General features: G+C 71.9%; 19 protein-coding genes and 1 riboswitch. Of the genes, 11 read left to right on the forward strand and 8 right to left on the reverse strand.

All coding sequences use genetic code 11. The features are described from left to right. Positions 1-13: 13 nt before the first annotated feature. Complete coding sequence (locus tag ACZ7OU_RS34250; protein ID WP_470258398.1) at positions 14-766, reverse strand: sulfite exporter TauE/SafE family protein; 753 nt, start codon at positions 764-766, stop codon at positions 14-16. Positions 767-1015: 249 nt separating this feature from the next. Between ACZ7OU_RS34250 and ACZ7OU_RS34255 the strand changes: the two genes are divergently transcribed. Together ACZ7OU_RS34255 and ACZ7OU_RS34260 are read left to right on the forward strand one after the other, a co-directional pair. Further along, a complete protein-coding gene (locus tag ACZ7OU_RS34255) occupies positions 1016-4051 on the forward strand; it encodes a discoidin domain-containing protein (RefSeq protein WP_470258399.1) in 3036 nt (1011 codons plus the stop codon). Between the two features lie 76 nt (positions 4052-4127). Then, complete coding sequence (locus tag ACZ7OU_RS34260; protein ID WP_470258400.1) at positions 4128-5174, forward strand: LacI family DNA-binding transcriptional regulator; 1047 nt, start codon at positions 4128-4130, stop codon at positions 5172-5174. Here ACZ7OU_RS34260 and ACZ7OU_RS34265 read toward each other — a convergent pair. Then, positions 5117-8038, reverse strand: a complete 2922-nt coding sequence (locus ACZ7OU_RS34265) for a glycoside hydrolase family 3 C-terminal domain-containing protein (RefSeq protein ID WP_470258401.1) — start codon at positions 8036-8038, stop codon at positions 5117-5119. The genes ACZ7OU_RS34260 and ACZ7OU_RS34265 overlap by 58 nt on opposite strands. After that, positions 8035-9729, reverse strand: coding sequence for a discoidin domain-containing protein (locus ACZ7OU_RS34270; protein ID WP_470258402.1), 1695 nt, complete (start codon positions 9727-9729; stop codon positions 8035-8037). The genes ACZ7OU_RS34265 and ACZ7OU_RS34270 overlap by 4 nt, the downstream gene beginning before the upstream one ends. A gap of 487 nt (positions 9730-10216) precedes the next feature. On the opposite strand from ACZ7OU_RS34270, the gene ACZ7OU_RS34275 reads away from it, so the two are divergent. Beyond that, positions 10217-12430: a discoidin domain-containing protein gene (locus tag ACZ7OU_RS34275; protein ID WP_470258403.1), complete on the forward strand. Its 2214-nt coding sequence runs from the start codon at positions 10217-10219 to the stop codon at positions 12428-12430. On the opposite strand, the gene ACZ7OU_RS34280 is transcribed toward ACZ7OU_RS34275, so the two are convergent. After that, a complete protein-coding gene (locus ACZ7OU_RS34280) occupies positions 12332-13867 on the reverse strand; it encodes an FAD-dependent monooxygenase (RefSeq protein ID WP_470258404.1) in 1536 nt (511 codons plus the stop codon). The genes ACZ7OU_RS34275 and ACZ7OU_RS34280 overlap by 99 nt on opposite strands. After that, complete coding sequence (locus tag ACZ7OU_RS34285; protein WP_470258405.1) at positions 13864-14826, reverse strand: MBL fold metallo-hydrolase; 963 nt, start codon at positions 14824-14826, stop codon at positions 13864-13866. Before ACZ7OU_RS34285 ends, ACZ7OU_RS34280 begins: the two co-directional genes overlap by 4 nt. Positions 14827-14925: 99 nt before the next feature. On the opposite strand from ACZ7OU_RS34285, the gene ACZ7OU_RS34290 reads away from it, so the two are divergent. Continuing rightward, on the forward strand, positions 14926-15459 hold the full coding sequence (locus ACZ7OU_RS34290) for a MarR family winged helix-turn-helix transcriptional regulator (protein ID WP_470244592.1): 534 nt from the start codon (positions 14926-14928) through the stop codon (positions 15457-15459). Here ACZ7OU_RS34290 and ACZ7OU_RS34295 read toward each other — a convergent pair. Next, a complete protein-coding gene (locus tag ACZ7OU_RS34295; RefSeq protein ID WP_470258406.1) occupies positions 15456-16061 on the reverse strand; it encodes a GTP cyclohydrolase II in 606 nt (201 codons plus the stop codon). The genes ACZ7OU_RS34290 and ACZ7OU_RS34295 overlap by 4 nt on opposite strands. A 385-nt stretch (positions 16062-16446) precedes the next feature. Here ACZ7OU_RS34295 and ACZ7OU_RS34300 point away from each other — a divergent pair, with 385 nt between their 5' ends. Both ACZ7OU_RS34300 and ACZ7OU_RS34305 read left to right on the forward strand, forming a co-directional pair. Then, positions 16447-16647, forward strand: coding sequence for a hypothetical protein (locus ACZ7OU_RS34300; RefSeq protein WP_470258407.1), 201 nt, complete (start codon positions 16447-16449; stop codon positions 16645-16647). 49 nt (positions 16648-16696) lie between these two features. Beyond that, positions 16697-17329, forward strand: coding sequence for a LysE family translocator (locus ACZ7OU_RS34305; RefSeq protein ID WP_470244595.1), 633 nt, complete (start codon positions 16697-16699; stop codon positions 17327-17329). A gap of 12 nt (positions 17330-17341) precedes the next feature. On the opposite strand, the gene ACZ7OU_RS34310 is transcribed toward ACZ7OU_RS34305, so the two are convergent. Further along, entirely contained in the window at positions 17342-18400 is a 1059-nt protein-coding gene (locus ACZ7OU_RS34310; RefSeq protein ID WP_470258408.1) for a cobalamin-independent methionine synthase II family protein, read from the reverse strand. Between the two features lie 231 nt (positions 18401-18631). Between ACZ7OU_RS34310 and ACZ7OU_RS34315 the strand changes: the two genes are divergently transcribed. Together ACZ7OU_RS34315 and ACZ7OU_RS34320 are read left to right on the forward strand one after the other, a co-directional pair. Further along, the gene (locus ACZ7OU_RS34315) at positions 18632-18895 is read left to right on the forward strand and encodes a DUF3040 domain-containing protein (protein WP_470258409.1); all 264 of its coding nucleotides are present in this window, start codon (positions 18632-18634) and stop codon (positions 18893-18895) included. 22 nt (positions 18896-18917) lie between these two features. Then, positions 18918-19943: a DNA polymerase IV gene (locus ACZ7OU_RS34320; RefSeq protein WP_470258410.1), complete on the forward strand. Its 1026-nt coding sequence runs from the start codon at positions 18918-18920 to the stop codon at positions 19941-19943. A 5-nt stretch (positions 19944-19948) separates the two neighbouring features. Here ACZ7OU_RS34320 and ACZ7OU_RS34325 read toward each other — a convergent pair whose 3' ends face one another. Continuing rightward, positions 19949-20596 (reverse strand): TetR/AcrR family transcriptional regulator, encoded by a 648-nt coding sequence (locus tag ACZ7OU_RS34325; protein WP_470244599.1) that lies wholly within the window; start codon positions 20594-20596, stop codon positions 19949-19951. Between the two features lie 86 nt (positions 20597-20682). Between ACZ7OU_RS34325 and ACZ7OU_RS34330 the strand changes: the two genes are divergently transcribed. From ACZ7OU_RS34330 to ACZ7OU_RS34340, 3 genes are read left to right on the forward strand one after another with little or no spacing between them, the layout of a single operon-like run. Further along, positions 20683-21573 carry an AurF N-oxygenase family protein gene (locus ACZ7OU_RS34330; protein ID WP_470258411.1) on the forward strand — a complete coding sequence of 297 codons (891 nt, stop codon included), beginning with the start codon at positions 20683-20685 and terminating at the stop codon, positions 21571-21573. Between the two features lie 56 nt (positions 21574-21629). Continuing rightward, positions 21630-22325: a hypothetical protein gene (locus ACZ7OU_RS34335; RefSeq protein WP_470258412.1), complete on the forward strand. Its 696-nt coding sequence runs from the start codon at positions 21630-21632 to the stop codon at positions 22323-22325. After that, positions 22322-22804: a GNAT family N-acetyltransferase gene (locus ACZ7OU_RS34340; protein ID WP_470258413.1), complete on the forward strand. Its 483-nt coding sequence runs from the start codon at positions 22322-22324 to the stop codon at positions 22802-22804. The genes ACZ7OU_RS34335 and ACZ7OU_RS34340 overlap by 4 nt, the downstream gene beginning before the upstream one ends. Positions 22805-22835: 31 nt before the next feature. After that, positions 22836-22912, forward strand: a riboswitch (S-adenosyl-L-homocysteine riboswitch). Positions 22913-22928 lie beyond the last annotated feature (16 nt).

A 22928-nucleotide genomic window follows, 5' to 3' on the forward strand; every position in this document is an offset into this window, starting at 1 on the left:
TCATGCCCTGTTTTCAGGAGAACGTCAGCACCACCGCGAGTCCCAGACCGGCGATGCCGATCCCGATGCGCAGTGGCGTGGCGGGCAGGTGGCGCACGAGCGTCGAGCCGAGCCACGCGCCGGCGAGGGAGCCGAGGCAGACGGCGAGGGCGGCCGGCCAGTCGACCTTGCCGGTGACGGCGAAGATGATCGCGGCGAGAAGGTTCGCCGAGCCGGTGACCAGGTTCTTCGCGGCGTTCGTCCGGGCGAGCGGCTGGCTCCACACGGAGACGAGCAGGGCGAGCATGAGCACGCCGGCCGCGGCGCCGAAGTAGCCGCCGTAGATGCCGATGAAGAAGGCGGCGACGCCGGTGGCCGGGCGCAGGCCGTGGTGCTCGGCGCTTTCGGCCAGCCGGCGCAGGCGCGGACCCGCCATGAGGACGACCGAGGCGCCGCCGATCAGCCACGGGACGATCGCGGTGAACGCGCCGGACGGGGTCAGGAGCAGGACGAGCCCGCCGCACGCGCCGCCGACGGTGGTGATGACGCAGAGCGGGACGATCTTCCCCTGCTGGCCGGCGAGCTCCGGCCGGGCACCCGCGGCGCCGCCGGCGGTCGTCCCGAGCATGGCGACGGTGTTGGTGATGTTGGCCGTGACGGGCGGAAGTCCCGCGGCGAGGAGCGCGGGGTAGGAGACGAGCGAGGCGAGCCCGGCGATGGACCCGGTCAGGCCGGCACCGACCCCGGCCAGGACGAGCAGGAGGAGGACGCCGGGATCGGTGATCACGTTGTCATCTCAGCACGGCCGTGGCGGCGGCCCGCGGTGAGATTGCTCCCACCTGGCGTCGTGAGTGAGAAACAGTGTTCTAACCCTGTTTCTCACTCACGACCTCGGGCAGGCCGCAGTATAGGCCGTTATACGAATTACCCAGGCCTTGTCCGAAACCGGACGGGATCCGGCGCCGGGCTTGCCCCGCGGCGACGGGCCGTCACAGAATCCGCGCTGACAAGGTTGTCAGCGAGCGGAGACCGGACCATGGGCGAGTTGAACCGGCGGAAGGCCCTCGTGGGCGCGGGCGGCGTCGCGGCCCTCCTGGCCTCGGGACTGCTGCCGGGGGTCGCGGCGGCCGCGACCGGCAAGGCACCCGGCGGCCCGCCCGACCCCGTCGCCGCCACCTACCTGCGGGTGCTGCTGCGCCACACCCGCTGGGCGGAGCAGCAGTTCGACGCCGCGGCCGGGATCTACCCAGCGAAGGACTTCACCTTCGCCGTCGTCCTCGGCAACGCCCTCCTGCTGACCCGTCCCGGCTACGACGCCGAGACGGCCGGGGTCGACCAGCCGACCCTGAAGGCCCACACCCTCGCCACCATCAAGCACTTCGCGGCGTCGAACCTGCTCACCGGCGGCACCGAATGGGGCCGGCGGCTGTTCTTCGACACCACCTTCCAGTCGTACTTCCTGCTCGCCGCCCGTCTCCTGTGGACGGACCTCGACGCGGCCACCAAGACCGACGTCGAGCGCATCACCGCCGAACAGGCCGCCTACACCACCGCGCTCGGCACCAAGGACGACCCGGCGTCCGGGACCTGGACGCCCCACGGCCTCGACGGCGGCTTCGTCGGCGACACCAAGCTCGAGGAAATGGGTGTCTACGCCCAGTCGCTCGCCCCCGCGCTCGCGTGGGCGCCGAACGACCCGCGTGCGAAGGACTGGCGCGAAGCCTTCGGCGCGTGGAGCCGCAACGAGACCGGGCTGCCGGCCGCCGACCTCGCCAACCCGCGGCTCGTTGACGGCGTCCCAATCAGCTCCAACACCGCCACCAACCTCTACGACACGTTCCTGGTCGAGAACCACGGCTCGTTCGGCCCGCACTACCAGGAAGAGCTCTGGCGCACCTCCGGCCGCAACGCGATGCACTTCCTCGCGGCCGGCGTCCCGCTGCCCGAAGTCCTCACCGCCCAGCCGAACGGCGAGCTCCTCTGGCGCACCATGCTGCTGATGACCAGCGACGCCGGCGAGCCGCTGATGCCGATGGTCGCCGACCGCGAGCACCTCTACGGCCGCGACGTCATCCCGCTCGCCTTCCGCGCCCAGGTCCTCGGCGACCGCCACGCCGCGCGCGCCGAGGCCGACCTCGCCGCGCGGCTCGAGCCCTACCAGGCCTACGCGCCCGCCGACCGGATCACGAAGTTCTCCGGCGAACCGAAGTACGAGCCCGAGGCCCGCGCCGAGCTCGCCATCAGCTACCTGCTCCACGAGTGGCGCGCGAAGCACGGTGGCCCGATCAAGCCGGCGACCGGGAACGAGTTCGACGCCCACGCCGCCGGGGTCGCCGACTTCGGTGCCGCGCCGGGTCTTCTCGCCCACCGCTCCCCCGCCGCCTGGGCCGCGACCGTGACCAAGCCCGGCTTCGTCAAGTTCGCCTGGCAGCCGCACCACGACGACTGGCTGTTCGTGCTCGGCGGCGCCAACCCGATGCTGCTGCCGGCCACGAACATCGCCGTCAAGGAGCGCCACGCCACCACCTACACCAGGGTCCGGGACGGCTTCGACGGCACGGTCGGCGTCCTGCGCTTCGACGCCGGGTACGCCGCGCTCGCCACCCTCCCCACCGGCGCCGCGGTCTACGCCAGCACCGGCGTCGCCGAGAGCGAAGGCGTCCTGAACGTCTACAACCTCACCATGCCGGGCGTCCCCGGCCTCGACGGCGACCGCACCTACACCGCCGCCGAAGGCAAGGTCACGATCGAGGCCGCGGCCGCGCCGACCGGTGCCCGGACCGACGACCTGACGTTCGCCCCGGTCACCGCCCGCCACGTCCGGATGCTCGGCGTCCAGCCGGACCCGACGTACGGCTATTCGCTCTGGGCCTTCGAGGTCCGCGACGGCGACGGCCCGGACCTGGCGCGAGCCGGAACGGCGTCGGCCTCTTCGGCGAGCTCGGGCAAGGAGGCCAAGTACGCCAACGACGGCGACGCGGCCACGCGCTGGGCGGTGTCCACATCGGACCGGCCACGCACCGACAGCTGGCTCGCGATCGACCTGGGCTCCGCGCAGACGATCGACCGTGTCCGGCTGAGCTGGGAGGCGGCCGCCGGGCGCAAGTACCGCGTCGAGACGTCACCGGACGGCGCCACCTGGACGCCGGTGGCGAGCTACCCCGTGCCCGCGCTGAGCAGCACGAAGGGCTGGCTCGACATCGACGGCCGGGCCGGGATCCTCGTCGACGGCCCGAACCCGATCACCGTCACCGGTGACCGCGTCACGCTCTCCGACGGGCCCGCCGCGCCCCTGCTCGCCGAGCTGTACCCGGCGCCCCGCAAGCCGGCCGCCCGAGCTACCTCCACCGCACCGGCGGTCCGGGTGACCGGCACCGACGGCTTCCTCGTGCTGCTCAACCTTTCCGGCGCCCTGGCGACCGGCACGGCGACCCTCCCGAAGGACGGCGACGCGTACCGGCTCTACCGCGGCGAGCAGACGATCACCCGGACCGGCACCGAAGTCTCCTACACGCTGGCCGCGGCGGAAGGCCGCATCGAACCTCCGCGGTTCACCGTGCGGGGCCCGGCCGGGCTGAAGGCGGTCGTGCGCGACGCGAGCCGGGTCGACCTCACGCTGCCGTCCGGGTTCCTGCCGGTGCTCGTCACGGTGACGCCGGACGGTGGCCGCCCGCGGCCGGTGGTGCTGCCGCCGCGCCGGAGCGTGCCGGTGGTGTTCGGTGACGTCCGGCCGTACCCGCTGGCCGACGCCGCGCTCGGCCGGACCACGTTCCCCGCCGAACCGCTGCCGCCCGGCATGTCGAGCCCGGCGGCGGCCGTGGACGACGACCCGGCGACGGCGTGGCGGCCCGGCCCCGGCGGCCGGATGGTCGTCGATCTCGGGACGGTGACGGCGGTTTCCGCGGTCGAACTGGCCTGGACGCCCGGCCGCCGTCCCACGGCGAGCGTCGAAACCAGCACCGACGGCCGCACCTACCGGACGGCGGACACCGGCCCGGCCCGGTACGTGGCGGTCCGGACGGGCTGGCGGTCCGGCGACGCGAGCCTCGTGCGGATTTCCGTCCGGACTTGATCGATCTCGCACCTCTCGCGGCGGGCCCCGGGGCGAGTACCTTGACACCACAGGTCACCTCTGCCCGGGAGGACGGATGCGCGTCACGATCGCCGAGGTCGCCCGCCGCGCGCGGGTGAGCAAGACGACCGTGTCGCGGGTCCTCAACAACAAGGCCGATGTGGACGCGGCGACCGCGATCCGGGTCCGCGAGGTCATCGCGGCGACCGGGTACATCCCGAGCGCCGGCGCGGTCGGGCTGGCCCGCGGGGTGACCCGCACGGTCGGGATGCTGGTGCCGGGGCTGACCTGGCCGTGGATGGGCGAGGTGCTCCAAGGCGTCGCCGACGTCGTGGAGGCCAAGGGCTACGGCCTGCTGCTGTCCACGGCCAACCGCGGCGCGGACTCCCTCGGCGAGTTCTCCCGGCAGGTGTCGGCGAAGGCGTTCGACGGGCTGCTGCTCGTCGAACCGCCGGACGCCGTGCGGCACCTGCGCGTGCTGCACGACTCCGGGCTGCCGGTGGTGGTGATCGACGACCGCGGCCGGCGACCCGCGTTCCCGTCGGTGGGCACGGACAACCGGCAGGGCGGCGCGGCCGCGGCCCGCCACCTGCTCGAAACCGGCCGCACCCGGCTCGCCACCGTCACCGGGCCGCGTGCCTTCGGCTGCACGAGCGACCGGCTCAACGGCTTCCGCGACGTGATCCGCGACGCGGGCCTCGTACTGGACTCGAATCTCGTCATCGAAGGCGATTTCACGAGTGAAAGCGGCGAGGCGGCGATCCTCCAGCTCCTCGCCACCGGCCCGGAGTTCGACGCCGTCTTCGCGCACAACGACCTCACCGCGGCCGGGGTGCTGGCCGGGCTGCGCAAGGCCGGGCACGCGGTGCCCGGGGACGTCGCCGTGGTCGGCTTCGACGACATCCCCCTGGCCGCGCACACCCAGCCGCCGCTGACGACGATCCGCCAGCCCCTGCGGCAGATGGGCGAGACGGCGGCCCGGCAGCTGCTCGACCGGCTGGGTGGGGCACCCCAGCCGGACGAGCCGCTGATCGTCCCGACCTCCCTGGTGATCCGGGAGTCGACTCAGGAGACGGTCAGCGCCGCCGAAAGCGGGACGTTGCGCGAGGAGTCGCCGAGGTAGACGCGGTACTGGCCCGCGTTCGTCGTCCACGATCCACTCCAGTGCGCGAGGTCGCGCGGGGTCACCGGGAACGACACCTGCTGGCTCTGTCCCGGGTTGAGCTGCACCTTCTTGAACCCCTTCAGTTGTTTGGGCGGCTCGCCGTTCCCACTGGGCTGTCCGAGGTAGAGCTGGACGACGTCGGCGCCCGCGCGGGTGCCGGTGTTGGTCACCGTCGCCGTCACGGTGGCGGTGCCGCCTCCGCCCTGGGGTGTGACGGCCAGGTTCGAGAACCCGAACGTCGTGTACGACAGTCCGAAGCCGAACGGGAACAGCGGCTCGATGTTCCGGCTGTCGTACCACCGGTACCCGACGTTGAGGCCCTCCGAGTACTCGATCCGGTCGTTGGCGCCCGGGAACTGCTGGACGTTCGCCGTCGGCAGGTCGGCGATCTGCTTCGGGAAGCTGACCGGCAGCTTGCCCGACGGGTTGACGTCGCCGTAGAGCAGCGACGCGAGCGCGTTGCCGTTCTCCTGGCCCGGGTACCAGCCCTCGATGACCGCGGCCGCCTTCGACAGCCACGGCATCGTCACGGCCGACCCGGTGTTGAGCACGACGATCGTGCGCGGGTTGGCCGTCGCGACCGCGTCGATCAGGTCGTTCTGCTGGTTCTGCAGGTCGATCGTGTCGAGGTCCTGCGTCTCGGACTCGCCGTAGCTGGCGAACACGACCGCGACGTCCGCGGTTTTCGCGGCGGTGACCGCACCCGGGATGTTCGGCGTCTGCACGTGCTCCCCGGCGCCGTCCACATAGGACACCGTGACGCCGGACCCGGCCCGCGCCTTGATGCCGTTGATCGGGTTCACCGACGCCGGCGACGGGTTGACCTTGGCGCTGCCGCCGCCGATGTTCTGCGGGTCGATCCCGTCGCCACCGGAGAGCGCGATCGACTTCGTCGACGCGGTCAGCGGCAGGACACCGGTGTTCTTCAGCAGCACCGACCCGGCCGCCGCGACGTCGCGGGCGGTCGTCACGTTCGCCGCGTTCGTCACGACCGACTGGGGTGTCCCCCGCCGGGCCCGGTCGAAGACGCCGAACTTGACCATCTGCGTGAGCACCCGGCGGACCATGTCGTCGACCCGGGCCTGCGTGACCTCGCCGCGGGAGACGGCGTCGAGCAGGCCCTGGCCGAAGAACGCGCCGCCGGGCATCTCCATGTCGAGGCCGCCGTTGGCCAGCTGCCGCGGGCCGCCGGTCGCCGAGCCCCAGTCGGAGCCGACGAAGCCACCCCAGTTGGCGTCCTGCTTGATCGCCGTCGTGAGCACACCGGCGTTCTGGCATGCCGGGACGCCGTTGATCTGGTTGTAGGCGCACATCATCGACGCGACCTGGCCCTGGCTCGCGACCTGCTGGAACGCCGGCAGGTACAGCTCGTGCAGGGTGCGGTCGTCGATGATCACATTGTCCGACGGCGTCCCGCGCGACGCCCCGGCCTCGACGTTGTAGGCGGCCGCGTGCTTGGCCTGCGCCATCACGCCCTGGCTCTGGATGCCCTGGATCGTGGCGGTCCCGGCCGTCCCGGCGAGGTACGGGTCTTCGGCGTAGGTCTCGAAGTTGCGGCCCCACCGGGGGTCGCGGACCAGGTTGATCGTCGGGCCGAGGGCGATGTCGACGCCCTTGCCCGCGAACTCGGCACCCATCGCGGAGCCGTACCGGTTCATCAGGCCGGTGTCCCAGGTCGCGGCGGCCGACACCGGCGCCGGGAACTGGGTGACGCCGTCGAGGCCGTCACCGACCCCGGCCGGGCCGTCCTGCAGGCCGAGCGCCGGGATGCACAGCTCGGGCACCGCGTCGGTGTTGCCGATGTACGGCCCGGTCGCGCCGTTGCCGTGCAGCACCTTGATCTTCTGCTGCGCGGTCATCACCGCCATCAGCTGGGTGACGCGGTCGGCGACCGGCGCGGAAGAACCCACCCACGGGCAGCCACCGGGGTTGGTCGGCGTGGTCGTCGGCGGAGCGCTGTCGCTCGTGTGCACCGCGAACTCCCACAGCGAGATGCCCCACTGCGTCGCCCGTGCCGTGGCGTTGAGCCGCACGTATCTCGCGGTGCCGCTCACCGCGGGATGCTCGGTGCCGCCGGCGCCGGTCACGGTCGCCGCCGTCGTCCACGTCGAGCCGTTGGTGGACAGCTGGATCGTGTACGCGCTCGCGTACGCGGCTTCCCACGTCAGGTCGACGCCGCAGACCGGCCGCGAGCTGCCGAGGTCGACCTGGATCCACTGCGGGTCCGCGGCCAGGCTCGACCAGCGCGTCCCGGCGTCGCCGTCGAAAGCCGCGGACACCGGAAAGGCGTCCGACTGCACGCTCGACGCCGTCGCCGGTTGCCGCAGTGCCGCGTTCGCGCTGCCGCACGCCTGCGCTGTCCCGTCGCCGAAGACCTGGAACTCCCAGAGCGAGACACCCCATTGGGTCGCGCGCTGGGTGGTCGTCAACCGGACGTACCGGCCGGTCCCGGACACCGGCAGCGTCTGCGTGCCCCCGGTGCCCGTGGTCGTCGAGTACACAGTGGACCATTGGCTGCCGTCGGCCGACGCCTGGAGCGTGAACGCCTTGGCGTAGGCCGCTTCCCACTGGAGCACCACCTGGTTCAGGGTGTGCGACGAGCCGAGGTCGACCTGCAGCGTCTGCGGGTCGGCGGCCAGGCTCGACCAGCGGGTGCCCGGGTCGCCGTCCACCGCGGCCGAAGCGGGGAACGCCGCGTTCTCCGTGGACGACGCGGTCACGGCGTGCCCCTGCGAGAGCAGCGTCGGCGCGGCCTGGGCGGTGAAGAGCGGCACGGTGAGCAGTCCCACCGCGACCACCGCACCGAGGGCGAGCCGCCTCACTGGTAGACCCGCACGTAGTCGATCACCATGTCCTGCGGGAGCACGGTCCCCGCTCCCGGCGGGCCGGGGAAGTCGCCGCCGATGGCGTTGTTGAGGATCAGGAAGAACGGGTGGTCGTAGACCCACGGCCCCCGCGTGCTCTCCACGGTGTCGCGGTTGATCGTCTCGAAGGCGTTGCCGTCGACGGAGAAGGTCATGTGGTTCGCGTCCCAGTCGAGGCCGAACTTGTGGAACCCGGCGGCGACGTCCTGGCCGAGGTCCAGCGGAGCGCCGATGCCGCCGGCGCCGTTGTACGCGGGCGCGTGGATGGTCGAGTAGGCCAGGTTCGGCGACTTCCCGACGTGTTCCATGATGTCGATCTCACCGCAGTTCGGCCACGGCGTGCCGGTGAAGAAGTTCGCGCCCAGCAGCCAGAACGCGGGCCAGAGCCCCTGCGTGCCGGACACCTTGATGTTCGCCTCGACGTGGCCGTAGGTGAAGCTGAACTTGCCCGCGGTGTTGATCCGGCCCGAGGTGTACTGGCAGGTGCCGCTGCCGCTGATCGGGTCGACCGGGCACGCCGATCCCGGCGTCGCCTCGCGGCGGAGCTGGATGACGAGGTTGCCGCGGCCGTCCTGCTTGGCGTTGTTGTTGTTCGTGTAGTACTCGAGCTCGTTGTTGACGCCGGGGCCGGTCTCGGCCGTCCACTTGCTCGCGTCCGGGCCCGCGCCCGACGCGCCGTTGAACTCGTCGCTCCAGACCAGCGTGCCCGGGAAGTGCGGGGCCGGCGGCGCGGGCGGCGGAGTCGTCGGGTTGCCGCCGGTGCCGTAGACGTCGAAGCCCCACAGCGAGTAGCCGTAGCCGTTGGACCGGGCGGTGCCGTACATCCGGACGTACCGGCCGCTGCCGTTGACGGTCAGCGTCTCCTTGAAGCCCTTGCCGGTGGTGGTCGAGTAGAGCGACGTCCAGTTCACGTTGTCGTTCGACACCTGGAGCTGGTACGCGACGGCGTAGGCCGGGTCCCACTGCAGGACGACCTGGTGCACGGCCGCGGTGGCGCCGAGGTCGACGGTGATCCAGCCCGGGTCGACCCAGCCGGTGGTCGCGCTGGTCGCCCAGCGCGTGGCCGGGTCGTGGTCGAACGCCTTCGCCGGGAGGCAGCCGGGGCACGCGCCGTCGTCCTGGTACGAGGAGGCCGTGCCGGACTTGCCGTACGAGAGCAGGACGTCGCCGGGCTGGGTCGTGCCGCCCCCGCCATAGACCTGGAACTCCCAGAGCGAGTAGCCGTACTGCGTCGCGCGCTGGGTGCCGGTCAGCCGGACGTACCGGCCGCTGCCGGTCACGGTCAGCGTCTGGGTGCCCCCGGTCGCGGTGGTGGTCGAGTACAGCTGCGTCCAGGTGGCGCCGTCGGTGGACGCCTGGATCGTGAACGCCTTGGCGTAGGCGGCTTCCCAGTTCAGCACGACCTGGGACAGCTGCTGGGTGGAGCCGAGGTCGACCTGCAGGGTCTGCGGGTCGCCGAACGCGCTGGACCAGCGGGTGCCGGGGTCACCGTCGACCGCGGCCGACGCCGGGAACGCGGCGGACTCGGTCGAGGACGCCGTCACCGGGCGGCCTTGGGAGAGCAGGACGGGGGCGGCCTGGGCCACCGGCGCGGGGAGCAGGGCGGCCAGGGTCAGGGCGAGGACGGCGAGAACCCGGGTTCTCGGCATGCGGCGTTGCATGGGGCACCTCCACGGCGAACCGGCGCCGGGACGGCCTTGCCCCGGCGCGGATCGGCTCACGTGGTCCTCGGCGCGGGTGTGGGTCCCGCCCGTCGGCACGCTCTTAGTTCAGGATATAAATAAAGAGCCGTAAAATGTCAACGACGCTGCGCCGGACGGTCGCGGACCACCCCGGGGATTGGTCCGGGAGAACGAATCCGCGCCGGATCCTTGACTCCGCCGAACCCCGCGATGTTAACTGCGAACCGCTGTCGGAACCGGTTCCGTGACCGCCACCCGGGATCGTTCCGCCGCGACACGCACCCTTCGGGCTGACTGGTTCGCGCTCCTCGCACCACCCGGTACCGCTCCTCCGGCTCACGGCGCCGGGCGGGTGACCTGGGGGCGGACCCGCCGCACCACCCGACGCCGGCGCGAGCTGTGGGGCTCGCCCGGTCCGTTTCGCACGTCCTCCCCCCGATCAGCAGGCAGGCCGATGAGATCAACGACGTTCTCCCCCGTACACCGCCTCCTCGTCATCGCCACCACGTTCGTCACCGCGGTCACCACCGCGGCGGTGGTCGGCTCCGCGCCGGCGCAAGCCGCCGCGTGCGGCACCACCAACCTCGCGCAGGGCCACCCGGCGACCGCGTCCTCGACCGAGAACGGCGGGACCCCCGCCTCGGCCGCGGTCGACGGCAACGCCGGGACGCGCTGGTCCAGCGCGTTCAGCGACCCGCAGTGGCTGCAGGTCGACCTGGGCTCCGCGCAGCAGCTCTGCGACGTGGTCCTCACCTGGGAAGCCGCGTACGCCACAGCATTCACCGTCCAGCTGTCCGGTGACGCGAACAGCTGGACGACGGCGTACTCGACCACCACCGGAACCGGCGGCACGCAGACCGTGGCCCTCACCGGCACGGCCCGTTACCTGCGGGTCAACGGCACCCAGCGGGCGACCGGCTACGGCTACTCCCTCTGGGAGGTCGCCGTGCACGGCACCGGCGGCGGGACGACCATCCCGCCGACCGACCCACGCAACCCGGACCTCGGGCCGAACGTGTCGGTGTTCGACCCGTCGACCCCGGCCGCGACCATCCAGAACCGGCTGACGCAGCTGGCGAACCAGCAGCACACCAACCAGTTCGGCAACGAGCGCTACGCCGTGCTGTTCAAGCCGGGCACCTACAACGCCGACGTCAACCTCGGCTTCTACGAGCAGGTGGCGGGCCTGGGCCTCTCCCCCGACGACGTCAACCTCAACGGTCACGTCCGCGTCGAGGCGGACTGGCTGCAGCAGGGTGACAACCCGGCCAACAAGGGCAACGCGACGCAGAACTTCTGGCGCTCCGCCGAGAACCTGTCGGTGACGCTGCCGGCCGGGCAGGTCGAACGCTGGGCCGTCGCGCAGGCCGCGCCCTACCGGCGGATGCATCTCAAGGGCAGCCAGATCCAGCTGTGGAACGGCGGTGACGGCTGGGCCAGCGGTGGCCTGATCGCCGACAGCAAGATCGACGGCGTGGCCGTGTCCGGTTCGCAGCAGCAGTTCCTCACCCGCAACAGCGAGCTCGGCGGCTGGCAGGGCGGCGTGTGGAACATGGTGTTCGTCGGCTCGACCGGCACCCCGCCGGCGAGCTTCCCGAACCCGCCCGAGACGGTCGTCGGCCAGACCCCGGTGATCCGCGAGAAGCCGTTCCTCTACGTCGACGGCTCGGGCAGCTACAACGTGTTCGTCCCGGCCCTGCGGCAGAACTCCTCGGGCACCAGCTGGGGCCACGGCGCGCCGGCCGGGCAGTCGATCTCGCTCAGCGAGTTCTACGTCGCGCACCCGTCCGACTCGGCCGCGACCATCAACGCGGCTCTGGCGGCGGGTAAGAACCTCCTGGTCACGCCGGGCGTCTACCACCTCGACCAGGCGCTGAACGTCACCCGCCCGGACACGGTGGTGCTCGGCCTCGGCTTGGCGACGCTGCAGCCGACCAACGGCACCGCGGCGATCACGACGTCCGATGTGGACGGTGTGAAGATCGCGGGCCTGCTGATCGACGCCGGCGCGGTGAACTCGCCGGTGCTCGTGCAGGTCGGCCAGCCGGGGTCGAACGCCAACCACGCCGCGGACCCGACGTCGCTGCACGACGTGTTCTTCCGGATCGGCGGCGCCGCCGTCGGGAAGGCCACGCAGACACTGGTGGTCAACTCGAACAACGTCATCGGCGACCACATGTGGCTGTGGCGCGGCGACCACTCGAACGGCGTCGGCTGGAACGTCAACACCGCGGCTAACGGCCTGGTGGTCAACGGCGCGAACGTGACGATGTACGGCCTGTTCGTCGAGCACTACCAGCAGTACGAAGTGCTCTGGAACGGCAACGGCGGCCGGACGTACTTCTTCCAGAACGAGATGCCGTACGACCCGCCGGACCAGGGCTCCTGGTCCAGCGGCGGCGGCCGGCAGGGCTGGGCGGCGTACAAGGTGGCCGACTCGGTGACCAGCCACGAAGGGTGGGGACTGGGCAGCTACTGCTTCTTCAACACCAACCCGTCCATTGTGGCCAGTCACTCCTTCGAGGTGCCGAACACCTCCGGGGTCCGGTTCCACAACCTCGTTTCGGTGTCACTCGGCGGCGTCGGCACGATCGCGCACGTCATCAACGACTCGGGTGACGCCGCGAACACCGGGCACCAGGTGAGCCCGCTGGTCAGCTACCCGTAACACGGCAGCGACGTACGCGTCCGGGCGGACCAGCCAGGCTTCGCCCGGACGCGCACCGAGCGCTCCGCCCACCGGGATCTCCGCGGACCGCACCCCCTCGGCTCGCACCCCGGGGGTCGTCAGCACGAGAAACCCTTGCCGGGCCAGGTCACGTAACCGTCCACTCGCGACGGTGACGTCCGGCAGCAGCACCCCCGGCCCCGGCGGCGGCACCGCGCCCCGCGGGGGCCGACCGGCGAACGGCCGGTCCGGGTCCGGCGTGGTCAACGGTGAATCCGGGTACCAGAACGGTTCGGCCAGCCGTCCCGAGTCGACCTGCTCGTGCACCGCCGGGTCGGTCGCCGCGCGGGTGAGGACGTCCAGACGGCGTTCGCGCTGCCCGTCGTCCTGCGGCACCAGGAAGTCCATGGTCGCCGTGGTCACCGCCGCGTTCTCGGCGGCCGCCGCGTGCCGCTCGGTGTGGTAGCTCTCCAGCAGCTCCTCTTCCGCGTCGCCGCGCAGGACCCAGGCGAGCTTCCAGGCCGCGTTCTCCGCGTCGGCGACGCCGGAGTTCAGCCCGCGCGCCCCGAACGGCGCGACCAGGTGCGCGCAGTCCCCGGCCAGCAGCACGCGGCCGACCCGCATCCGGTCGACGAGCCGCGTGTGGAACCGGTACACCGAACGCCAGACGACCTCGTACGGCCGGTCGCCGATGATCGCCCGGATCCGGTCGTCGAGGGCACCGCCGGTCTCCTCGGCCGCGAGGTCGTAGTCGTCCGGGACCTGCCAGTCGATGCGGAACCGCGAGTCCGGGCACGGGTGGATGAGCACCTGGCGGCCCGGGTTCCACGGCGGGTCGAAGTGGAAGCGGCGCTCGGCCGCCCAGCCGGGCAGGTCGGCGCGGATGTCGCAGATGAGGAACAGGTCGCGGAAGGAGAACCCGGTCAGGTGCTGACCGAGCGCCCGCCGCACGGTGTCGCCCCGCGAACCGGCGCAGGCGATCGCGTAGTCGGCCTCGATCCGGCGCGGCCCGTCCTTCGTCTCGCACTCGACCACGACGCGGCCGGGCTGAGTCACTCCGGTGACGCGGTGGCCGCAGCGGACGTCGATCAGCGGCTGCTCGGCGATCAGCTCGTCGAGCACCTCCTCGACGCGGGCCTGCGAGAGGTTCACGAACGGCGGCAGCGCCGAGCCGCCGTCGGGCAGCTTCAGCGAGAACAGCTCGGTGTCGCGGTGGAACGTCCGGGCGGTCGTCCAGGTGAGGCCTTCCTCGGCGAGGCAGCCCGCGCCGAGCGACGCCCAGACGTCCAATGTGTCCCGTTGCTGGCAGATGGCCTTGGACCCCACGGGGTCGCGCACCTCGTGCTCGTCGACGAGCACCACGGGTACGCCCCAGCGCGCGAGCAGCAGCGCGGCCGTCTGGCCGACCGGGCCATTGCCGAGGACCGCGACCGTCATCCCTGGAGCTGGTCCCAGACTTCGCGGTCGCGTTCGGCGGTCCACACCACCGGCCGCTCGATGCCGCCCAGCTCGTCCCACAGCCGCGAGACGTCGAAGGGCAGGCAGTGCTCGAAGATCGGCCACTGGCCGTACTGACCGACGAGGGCCGCGTGCGTGCGTTCGAAGGCGTCCTTCAGCGTGCCGCCGTCTTCGCGGGCCGCGCCGACCTCGCGGATCATCGTGTCCAGGAAGTGCCGTGTCTGCGCGATGGCCGCCCCGACGGCGTCGCGGCCTCGGCTCACGCCGCCGCGTCCGCCGATCAGCGTCTCGGCCCCGAACTCGCCGACACGGTCCAAAGTGGACGAAGCCCAGTCGCGGTGGAACGCGTCACCCGTGTACAGCGCGGCCTCGGCTTCGACGAGATCGCCCGCGTAGAGGATCTTCTGGCGCGGCAGCCAGGCGACGATGTCGCCCTCGGTGTGGCCGCGGCCGCAGTACTGGAGGACGAGGTCGCCGCGGTCGCCGCCGAGGTCGATGGTCAGCCGGTCGGAGAAGGTCAGCGTCGGCCAGGTCAGGCCGGGCACCGAGTCGGCGCCCTTCGCCAGCCGCGGCATCCGGCCGAACTCGCTCGCCCAGTCCTCCTTGCCGCGCTCGGCGACCAGGGCCCGGGTGTTCTCGTGCGCGACGATGACTTCGGCGTCGAACGCGGACGCGCCGAGCACGCGCACCGCGTGGTAGTGGCTCAGCACCAGGTAGCGCACGGGTTTGTCTGTGTGCTCACGGAGTTTCGCGAGCCATTCGGCCGCGGCGACCGGCGTGGCCAGCGCTTCGAAGCAGACGAGGAAGTCCTCGCCCTCGATCGCGCCGATGTTCGGGTCTCCCTCGGCCGTCAGCGCGTAGACGCCGTCGTCCAGGACTTCCAGGGTTTGCGCTTTCTCCGCCAGGTCGGCCGAAGAGGCGAAGGCTTTCTTCGTCACGGCGAGCGCTCCTTCTGATCGTCAAAGCTTTGACTATCTCGCCGGTCACAGTAACCCGCCGGGGCGGCGCGCGGAACCCCTTCGCCTAATCTGGGCCGCATGACCGACCGACCGGCCGAAGACCTCGACTACCTCTCGTTCGTCGACTACGCGATCGGGAAGACGAAGGCGGAGCTGCCGGACACCGACCCCGTCGCGATGCGCCTCGGCCTCACCCTGCACCGGCTGGCCGGCGCGCTGGTCTACGACTGGGAGTCGACGGTGCACCGTCCTCGCGGCCTGAGCTGGGGCGGGTTCCGGGTGCTGTTCGTGCTGTGGCTGGGCGGCCCGCTGGAGTCCCGCCACGCGGCGCGCCTGGCCGGGATGAGCCGCGCGGCGGTGTCGGCGCTGGTCAAGACCTTGGAGCGGGACGGCCTGGTGACGCGCGCGCAGGTCCCTCGCGATCGACGGGCGGTCCGGCTCGCGCTGACCGAGGCGGGCCACTCGGCGGTGACGGACGCGTACCAGGCGCACAACGCGCGCGAACGGGAGTGGGCGGCGTCGCTGACGCCGTCGGAGCAGACGGTCCTGATCGGACTGCTCGAGAAGCTCACCACGAGCCCGGTGGCCGCGGCGGCGCAGCGCCTGGCCTAGCTGGCCAGCCCGGGCAGGGTGTGCCCGGTCTGCTCGGCCTTCGCGCGGAGGTACCGGACGTTGTTCTCGGTGGCGAAGACCCCGGTCGGCACCTGCTCGCGCACGGCGATCCCGGCTTTGCGCAGCTGAGCGGCCTTGTCGGGGTTGTTCGACAGCAGGTCCACCTCCGTGACACCCAGCGCTTCGAGCATCTGCGCGGCGACGGCGTAGTCGCGGGCGTCCTCGGGCAGGCCGAGCGCGGCGTTGGCGGCGTAGGTGTCGAGGCCCTGGTCTTGCAGCGCATAGGCGTCGAGCTTGTTGTAGAGCCCGATCCCGCGGCCTTCCTGGCGCAGGTAGAGCAGGTAGCCGCCGGCCTCGGAGATCCGTTCGACGGCCTCGGCCAGCTGAGGCCCGCAGTCGCAGCGCGCGGACCCGAAGACGTCCCCGGTGAGGCATTCGGAATGCGGCCGCACGAGCGGCACGTCCCCGGGGGTGCCGAGCACGAGGGCGAGGTGCTCACCCCCGTCGGCCAGGCCCCGGAAGGTGACGGCGTCGGCCTCGACGGCGACGCCGCCGTGGAGTCGCAGCGGGATCCGCACCCGCGTCCGCACCTCAGCCGTCATGCCTTCTCCCCTGGGATCGCCCACGTGATCGACCCTACCGGAAGTTCAAATTCGAACAGTCGGCGTTGTGTGCCGGGTCATCGCTTGATCGAACACCGCGAGGCGCGGGGTTCTTCCCGGTTCGAACACCGTTGGGTGTCACAAGCCTCACTTGAGCAACAGCGCGGGCGCCTTCGCCATCTCCTCGCTCAGGCACTGAACAGGAGTCAGAGCGTGACCACACCCGAATCACCCCCGCCGGCGCGGCACCCACCACTTCGGCGGGCTGCAGCAGTCCCGAAGGACTCCCGCGGTCCTCGCTGCCGGGCATGATGCGTTCACGGGTCCCGGCGGTCGCCACTGTTTCCGATGTCGACCTCCTCGGGATCGCCGACTCCTACTTCTGATGTCACTCGCGACTGGCGCGCTGTGCCCGCAGTTCAACGATCGGGTCACGTACGACGCCATCGGATGGCGCCCCGGGGCGGGCGCCTCCACCACCCTCGCGAACGATCTCAAGGCCAACGGTGGCCTGATGCGGTTCACCACCAAGAAGGGCGAGTACGTCGAGATCTCCGGCAGGTGCACCTTCTCGAAGGTGAAGTAACCCCCGTCGAGGCGGAAAACCGGTGGCATCCCCGTCGTATCCTCAGCGCATGATCCCCGGTGCCACCGCCGCGTCGTTCCTGCTCGTCGTCATCCTCGGGGCGATGTCGCCCGGGCCCGACTTCGTCGTCGTCACCCGGTCCTCGCTCACCGGTGGGCGGCGCGCCGGCATCGCCGCCGGGGCCGGGATCTCGCTCGGGGTCTTCGCGTGGGTCGTCGCCATCGCCTTCGGGGTCGCCGCCGTGCTCACCGCCTCGGCCGTCGCCTTCGGCGTCGTCAAGCTCGTCGGGGCCGCCTACCTCGTGTTCCTCGGCGTGAAGGCCTGGCTGGCCGTGCGCCGCGGGGAGTACCGGGACCTCGGCGACACCGGCCCAGGGAAGTCCCTGAAGGCCGGCGCCGCCTTCCGGCAGGGGCTCTTCACCAACCTGCTCAACCCCAAGGTCGCCGTCTACTTCCTCGCCCTGCTCCCCCAGTTCCTGCCCGCCGACGGCGCCACCCTGCAGACGCTCGAACTCGCCGCCATCGCGACCGCCGGCACCATCCTCTGGTTCGCGGCCCTCGCCCTCGTGGTCGGCGCGCTGAAGCGGTTCTTCAGCGACGGCCGCGTCCGGCGGGGCCTCGACGCCGTGCTCGGGAGCGTGCTCGTCGCGCTCGGGGTCAAGGTCGCCGCCGAAACGGCCTGAGGGCCGCCGCCGTCACAGCTTTTCGGCCGCCAGCGCCGTGCCCTCCACCCGCGCCCGGATCTTCGCGAACGCGATGTCGCGCGAAGTCGACGTGTCGTCCGCGAACGGCGAGAACCCGCAGTCGTCGCACGTGCCGAGCCGGTCGGCCGGCAGGTACTTCGCCGCCGCGAGCACGCGGTCGCGGACCTCCTCCGGTGTCTCCACCCGCGGGTCGATCGGGTCGATCACGCCGACGAAGATCCGCTGGTCCGCCTTGAGGTTGTCGCGGATCACCTCCAGCGCCGCGGCCGGCTCGGCCTCGCTCGCGAGCTGGACGTAGAAGTTGCCCGCCTTCAGCGACAGCAACGCCGGCAGCAGGCCCGCGTAGTCGACGTCGAGGCTGTGCACCGAGTCCTGGTCACCGCCCGGGCAGGTGTGGACGCCGATCTTCGCGCGCTCCTCCGCCGTGAACCGGTCGAGGACGGCGTTGTTGAGGTCGACGAACTGCCGCAGCAGCCCACCGGACGGGTCGAGCTTCAGCGACAGCCGCCCTTCGGTGAAGTCGATCTGGACGGTGTGGGCCCCGGCGTCGAGGCTGCGCCGGATGTCCGCCTCGGCTTCGTTCACGAGGTCGGCGACGAACTCCTCCTGCGAGTACCCGTCGATGCCGTCGCCCGGGTAGATCAGCGAGATCGCGGACGCGGCGATCACCGCCTGCTTGACCGGCCGGTCCGTGAGCGCCTTCGCCCGCGTCAGGTACTCGTCGGCGTGGGTCGCGTAGCGGAACGGGCCCGCGGTCAGCCGCGGCAGCTGCCGGGTGTGCCCGTCGGCGAACGGGATGACGACGCCGTCGGGCGCCAGCGCGGTCAGCCCGGCCAGCGGGTACGTCGCGAAGCTCGGCTTGCCCTGCTCACCGTCCGACACGACCGGCGAGCCGGTCTCCTCGAACCGGCTGATCGTGTCGGCCAGCGCCCGGCCCTCCAGCTCGGCGAGCGCGGCGGCGTCGATCCGTCCGGCGGCGAACGCGCCGAGCCCCTCGATGAGGTACCCGGGGCGCGGGATGCTGCCGATCGGTTCGGTGGGCAGGGTCATGGAGTCCTCCGCGGTTTGAAGGTCCAGACCGGCCTCTGACCGGCGCGAAGCCGGCCTGGCCGGCCTCGTGTCCGCCCGAACGTAGCGTGGTCCCGGGCGGTCACGGAGCGCGGATCACCCGGTCGGAGCAGCAAAAAGCACAAAATGAGAAGACGTTTGGCGGTTAGCCGGGAGGACGATTGGGTATTCGCTACGGCGACACGGCGGGTTCGGCGCCGAAGGAGTACCCCGATGCTCAGTCACCACGATCGCACCGAGCTCGAGAAGATCGAGCGGAACCTCGAGGTCACCGACCCCGATCTGGCCACAGCCCTGCGCGAAGGGCGGCGCCCGAAGTCGCGCGCGCTGCGCAGCGCCCTGTTGGTCTCCGTCGACGTCGTCGCCGTGACCCTGCTGGTCCTGGGGTTGATCTTGCCCGACCCCGGCGTCACCCTCTGCGGGATCCTCGCCCTCACCGGCACCGTCTGGACCCACGTGGCGCGCCACCGGATCTGACGTTCTGGGGCAGACTGGGCCCGTGAAGTGGGTCCTGCACGTCGACCTCGACCAGTTCATCGCCGCGGTCGAGATCGCCCGCCGTCCGGAGCTGCGCGGGAAGCCCGTGGTGGTCGGCGGCAACGGCGACCCGACCGAACGCGCCGTCGTCGCGACCGCGTCCTACGAAGCCCGCGAGTTCGGCGTCCAGTCCGGCATGCCGCTGCGGATCGCCGCCAAGCGCTGCCCGGACGCCGTCTTCCTGCCCAGTGACCCGCCCGCCTACCTCGAGGTGTCCGAGCACGTGATGGCGGCGGTGCGGCAGCTGCCGGTCGTCGTGGAGGTGCTGGGCTGGGACGAGGCGTTCATCGGCGCCGAAACCGACGACCCGGAGGCGCTGGCGGCCTCGATCAAGGACGCCGTGCTGCGCGAGACCGGGCTGTCGTGCGCGGTCGGGATCGGCGACAACAAGCTGCGCGCCAAGCTCGCCACCGGTTTCGGCAAGCCGGGCGGGATCTTCCGGCTGACGCAGGAGAACTGGTGGGACGTGATGGCCGCGCGCCCGACCGACGCGCTGTGGGGCATCGGCGGCAAGACCACCAAGAAGCTCGCCGAGCTGGGCGTCCACACCGTCCTCGACCTCGCGGGCGCGGACGCCGCGGCGCTGGCCACGCGGTTCGGCCCGAAGACCGGCCCGTGGCTGCGCCTGCTCGGCGGCGGCATCAGCGACGCGGAGGTGAGCGCGACGCCGTACGTGGCCCGCTCCCGCAGCCGCGAGACGACGTTCCAGCGCGACCTCACGGACCCCGCCGAGATGGCCGCGGAGGTGTCGGCGCTGGCCAAGCGCGTGTGGCAGGACGTCCTCGACGAAGGCCGGCCGGCCGCGCGGGTCGCGGTGAAGGTGCGGTTCGTGCCGTTCATGACCCACACCCACAGCATCACGTTGCCGGAGCCGACGTCGGACGCGGCCGAGATCGAGCGAGCGGCACGGGAGGTGCTGGGGATGTTCGAGCTGACCCGCGCGGTGCGGCTGCTGGGCGTGCGCGCGGAGTTCCTCCGCGAAGACTAGGCCGGCTAGAGCCCGTCCGGCAGGGGCAGCGGCCGGTCCGGGTCCAGTGCGACGCCGACCGCCTGGAGCGTGTGGTCGAGCATCGCCCAGATCGTGCCGCTGAGCTGGGCCGTCAGCTGGTCCAGGGTGAGCGCGCCCGGGTGGTCGAGCCAGCGGGCCGTCGCCGATTCGACGTAGCCGACCAGGCCGAACGCGATCGTGTCGGCCGGGGCCGGGTCGCGGCCGAACGCCGTCAGGTAGCCGGCGAACAGGCTGCTCAGGTGGCGGGCGATCGTGCCGCGGACGTCCGCCGGTCCCGGTTCCGCGCGCGCCAGGTAGCGGTGCAGGGAGACGTGCTCGGTCAGCCAGCGCAGGTGCGTCGCGATCACCGTCGAGATCATCTCGTTCGGCGAGCCCGAGGGGTGCCAGAGCGGCTCGAGCTCGGCCGTCACCAGCTCGGCCGCCCGCTGGGCGATGGCCCGCTGCAGGTCCGCCGCGTCGTCGAAGTGCTTGTACAGCCGCGTCCGGGCGACGCCGGCGCGCTCGGCGATCTGCTCGGTCGAGACGTCGGGGCCGTGCTCGGCGATCGCTTCCAGGGCCGCGTCGACGAACTCGGCGCGGCGCCGTTCCTGCTGGCCCGCCCAGCGCGCCGCCCGTCCGTCGACCTTGGTCACGGCGGAAGCCTACTCACGGCCCGCGAGCCGGTGTACGCTCCCAAACTAGCTAGTACAGCGTGTACCCCCTACTTTCGGAGGCCGCCATGGGCGTCGAGGCCCAGGACCGGGACGTGACCGCGGCCCGCCTGCTCAAGAGCTCCGCGAAGAACTCCTACGACCCGTACGTGGACATCGACTGGGCCGCGCCGCTCGCCGAGGGCAAGGCGTACATGCCGCTCGAGCGCGTCTCCCTCTACGGCACCGACCTCTGGGCGAAGCTGACACCAGACCAGCGGATCGAGCTGTCCAAGCACGAGATCGCCAGCATCATGAGCGTCGGCCTCTGGTTCGAGATCGTCCTGATGCAGCTGCTCGCCCGGTACGTCTTCGACCTCGACGCGCGCACCGAGCACGCGCAGTACGCGATGACCGAGATCGGCGACGAGACCCGGCACTCTGTGATGTTCGCCCGCACCGCCGACCGGCTCGGCGTGCCGCGCTACGGCGTCCCGAAGGTCGTGCACCGCGCCGCGAAGGTGTTCGGCGCGACCGCCGCCGGGCCGTCGATGTTCGCCAGCGTCCTGGTCGCCGAGGAGACCACCGACCGGCTGCAGCGTTCGATGATGGACGACAACGGCATCCAGCCGCTGATCCGCTCGGTCAACCGCATCCACGTCGTCGAGGAGGCCCGGCACGTCCGGTTCGCCAAGGAGGAAGTCCTGCGGGAGACGCCGAAACTGTCGAAGGCGGCGCTGCACCGCCACCGGGTGCGGACCGCGCTCGTCGCGTTCGGCGTGATCGACAGCATGGTCGACCCGCGGGTCTACCGCAGCGTCGGGATCGACGCGCGCGAAGGCCGGGCCGCGGCGCTCGCGAACCCGCACTTCCACGAGACGCGCCGGTGGATGGCGGAGAAGATCGTGCCGTTCCTGCGCGAGGCGGGGCTGATCGGCGGCCGGTCCGAGGGCATTTGGCGGCGCGCGCACCTGATTTGACCCGGGAGGGGAAATTTCCCTTCCCGGGAGGGACCGGCTTGCGCCAGGATTCGGCGGTGACCGAGGGATTCCCACCGCCGCAGCCGCTCGAACCCGCACCGCCGCAGCCGCCGCGGGCGCCGGCGCCCGCGCCGCGCCCCTTTCTCGCGCGGCCCGTCGCCACCGGCCTGATCGGCGTGGTCGTCGGCGCGTTCCTGGTCGGCGTGCCGTGGCTGGTGCTGGGCCTGCTCGGCGGCGGCCCGAGCGGCCAGGCCCTGACTGCGCCGGCGAACCTCGGCGGGCTCGGCAAGGCCCAGGACGCGATCGCGAAGCTCGACGCCGCGCGCGGCAAGGCGACGATCGACCGCATCACCAAGACCGACCAGGAGACCGCCACCCGCGTGTCGGCGGCCTACGACGGCGCTGGCGCGGTGGTCCAGGACTACCAGGACGAGCGGCTGCTGCGGTCGTTCCAGCTGGTCGCCGTGCGCGCGCCGTCGCCGGAGCTGTTCGCGCCCTACGAGGACGTCCAGGCCCTCGGCGTGGCCAAGCCGGGCACCGAACTGGTGCGCGTCGGCGCCGTGCAGTGCCTGGTGCACAACGCCCCGGCCGCGCCCGGCTCGACCGCGGACCCGGACCAGTCCTTCGTCCTGAACTGCCAGCGCACCGGCCCCGGCTTGACCGTCGCGGTGCGGAGCCTGGGGACCGAGGGCAACCACGACCCCCAGGAGCTCGCCGGGATCGTCGAACAGGCCTGGCGGGAGCTCGGGTGATCACCATCCGGACGGCCCGCGCCGACGACGAGGCCGTGCTGGCGAAGCTCGACGAGCGCACGTGGGACTCGCTGGTGTCGCCCGCTCCCCCGCCGCCGCCCGGCACGCCGTTCTTCGACGAGGACACCCGCCCCGAAGACTTCCTCGTCGCCGAACACGACGGCGCGGTCGCCGGCTACGTCCGCGTCGCCGAAGGCTTCCCGATCCCCGCCCACCGCCACGTTCGGGTGATCGGCGGGCTCGCCGTCGACCCGGACCGGCGCCGGCTCGGCATCGCGCGCCGGCTCGTCGACGCCGCCGTGGCCGAAGCGCGGCGGCGCGGCGCGCGCAAGGTGACGTTGCGCGTGCTGGGTTACAACACCGCCGCCCGGCGGGTCTACGAGAGCTGCGGGTTCGTCGTCGAAGGCGTGCTGCGGGCGGAATTCCGCGTCGACGGCGCCGACGTCGACGACGTTCTCATGGCCCGCTCGCTCGCTTGACAGCTTCCCGGCGGCTTTGCCATCCTGGTCGTGGGCCGAGAGGCGCTGCGACGGAACTCCTTCCGCCACGCTCGGCCCGGACCACGACTCCAAGGGCGCCTCCCGCGAGGGAGGTGCTCTTTTT

The organism is Amycolatopsis sp. NPDC114505 (assembly GCF_055633615.1).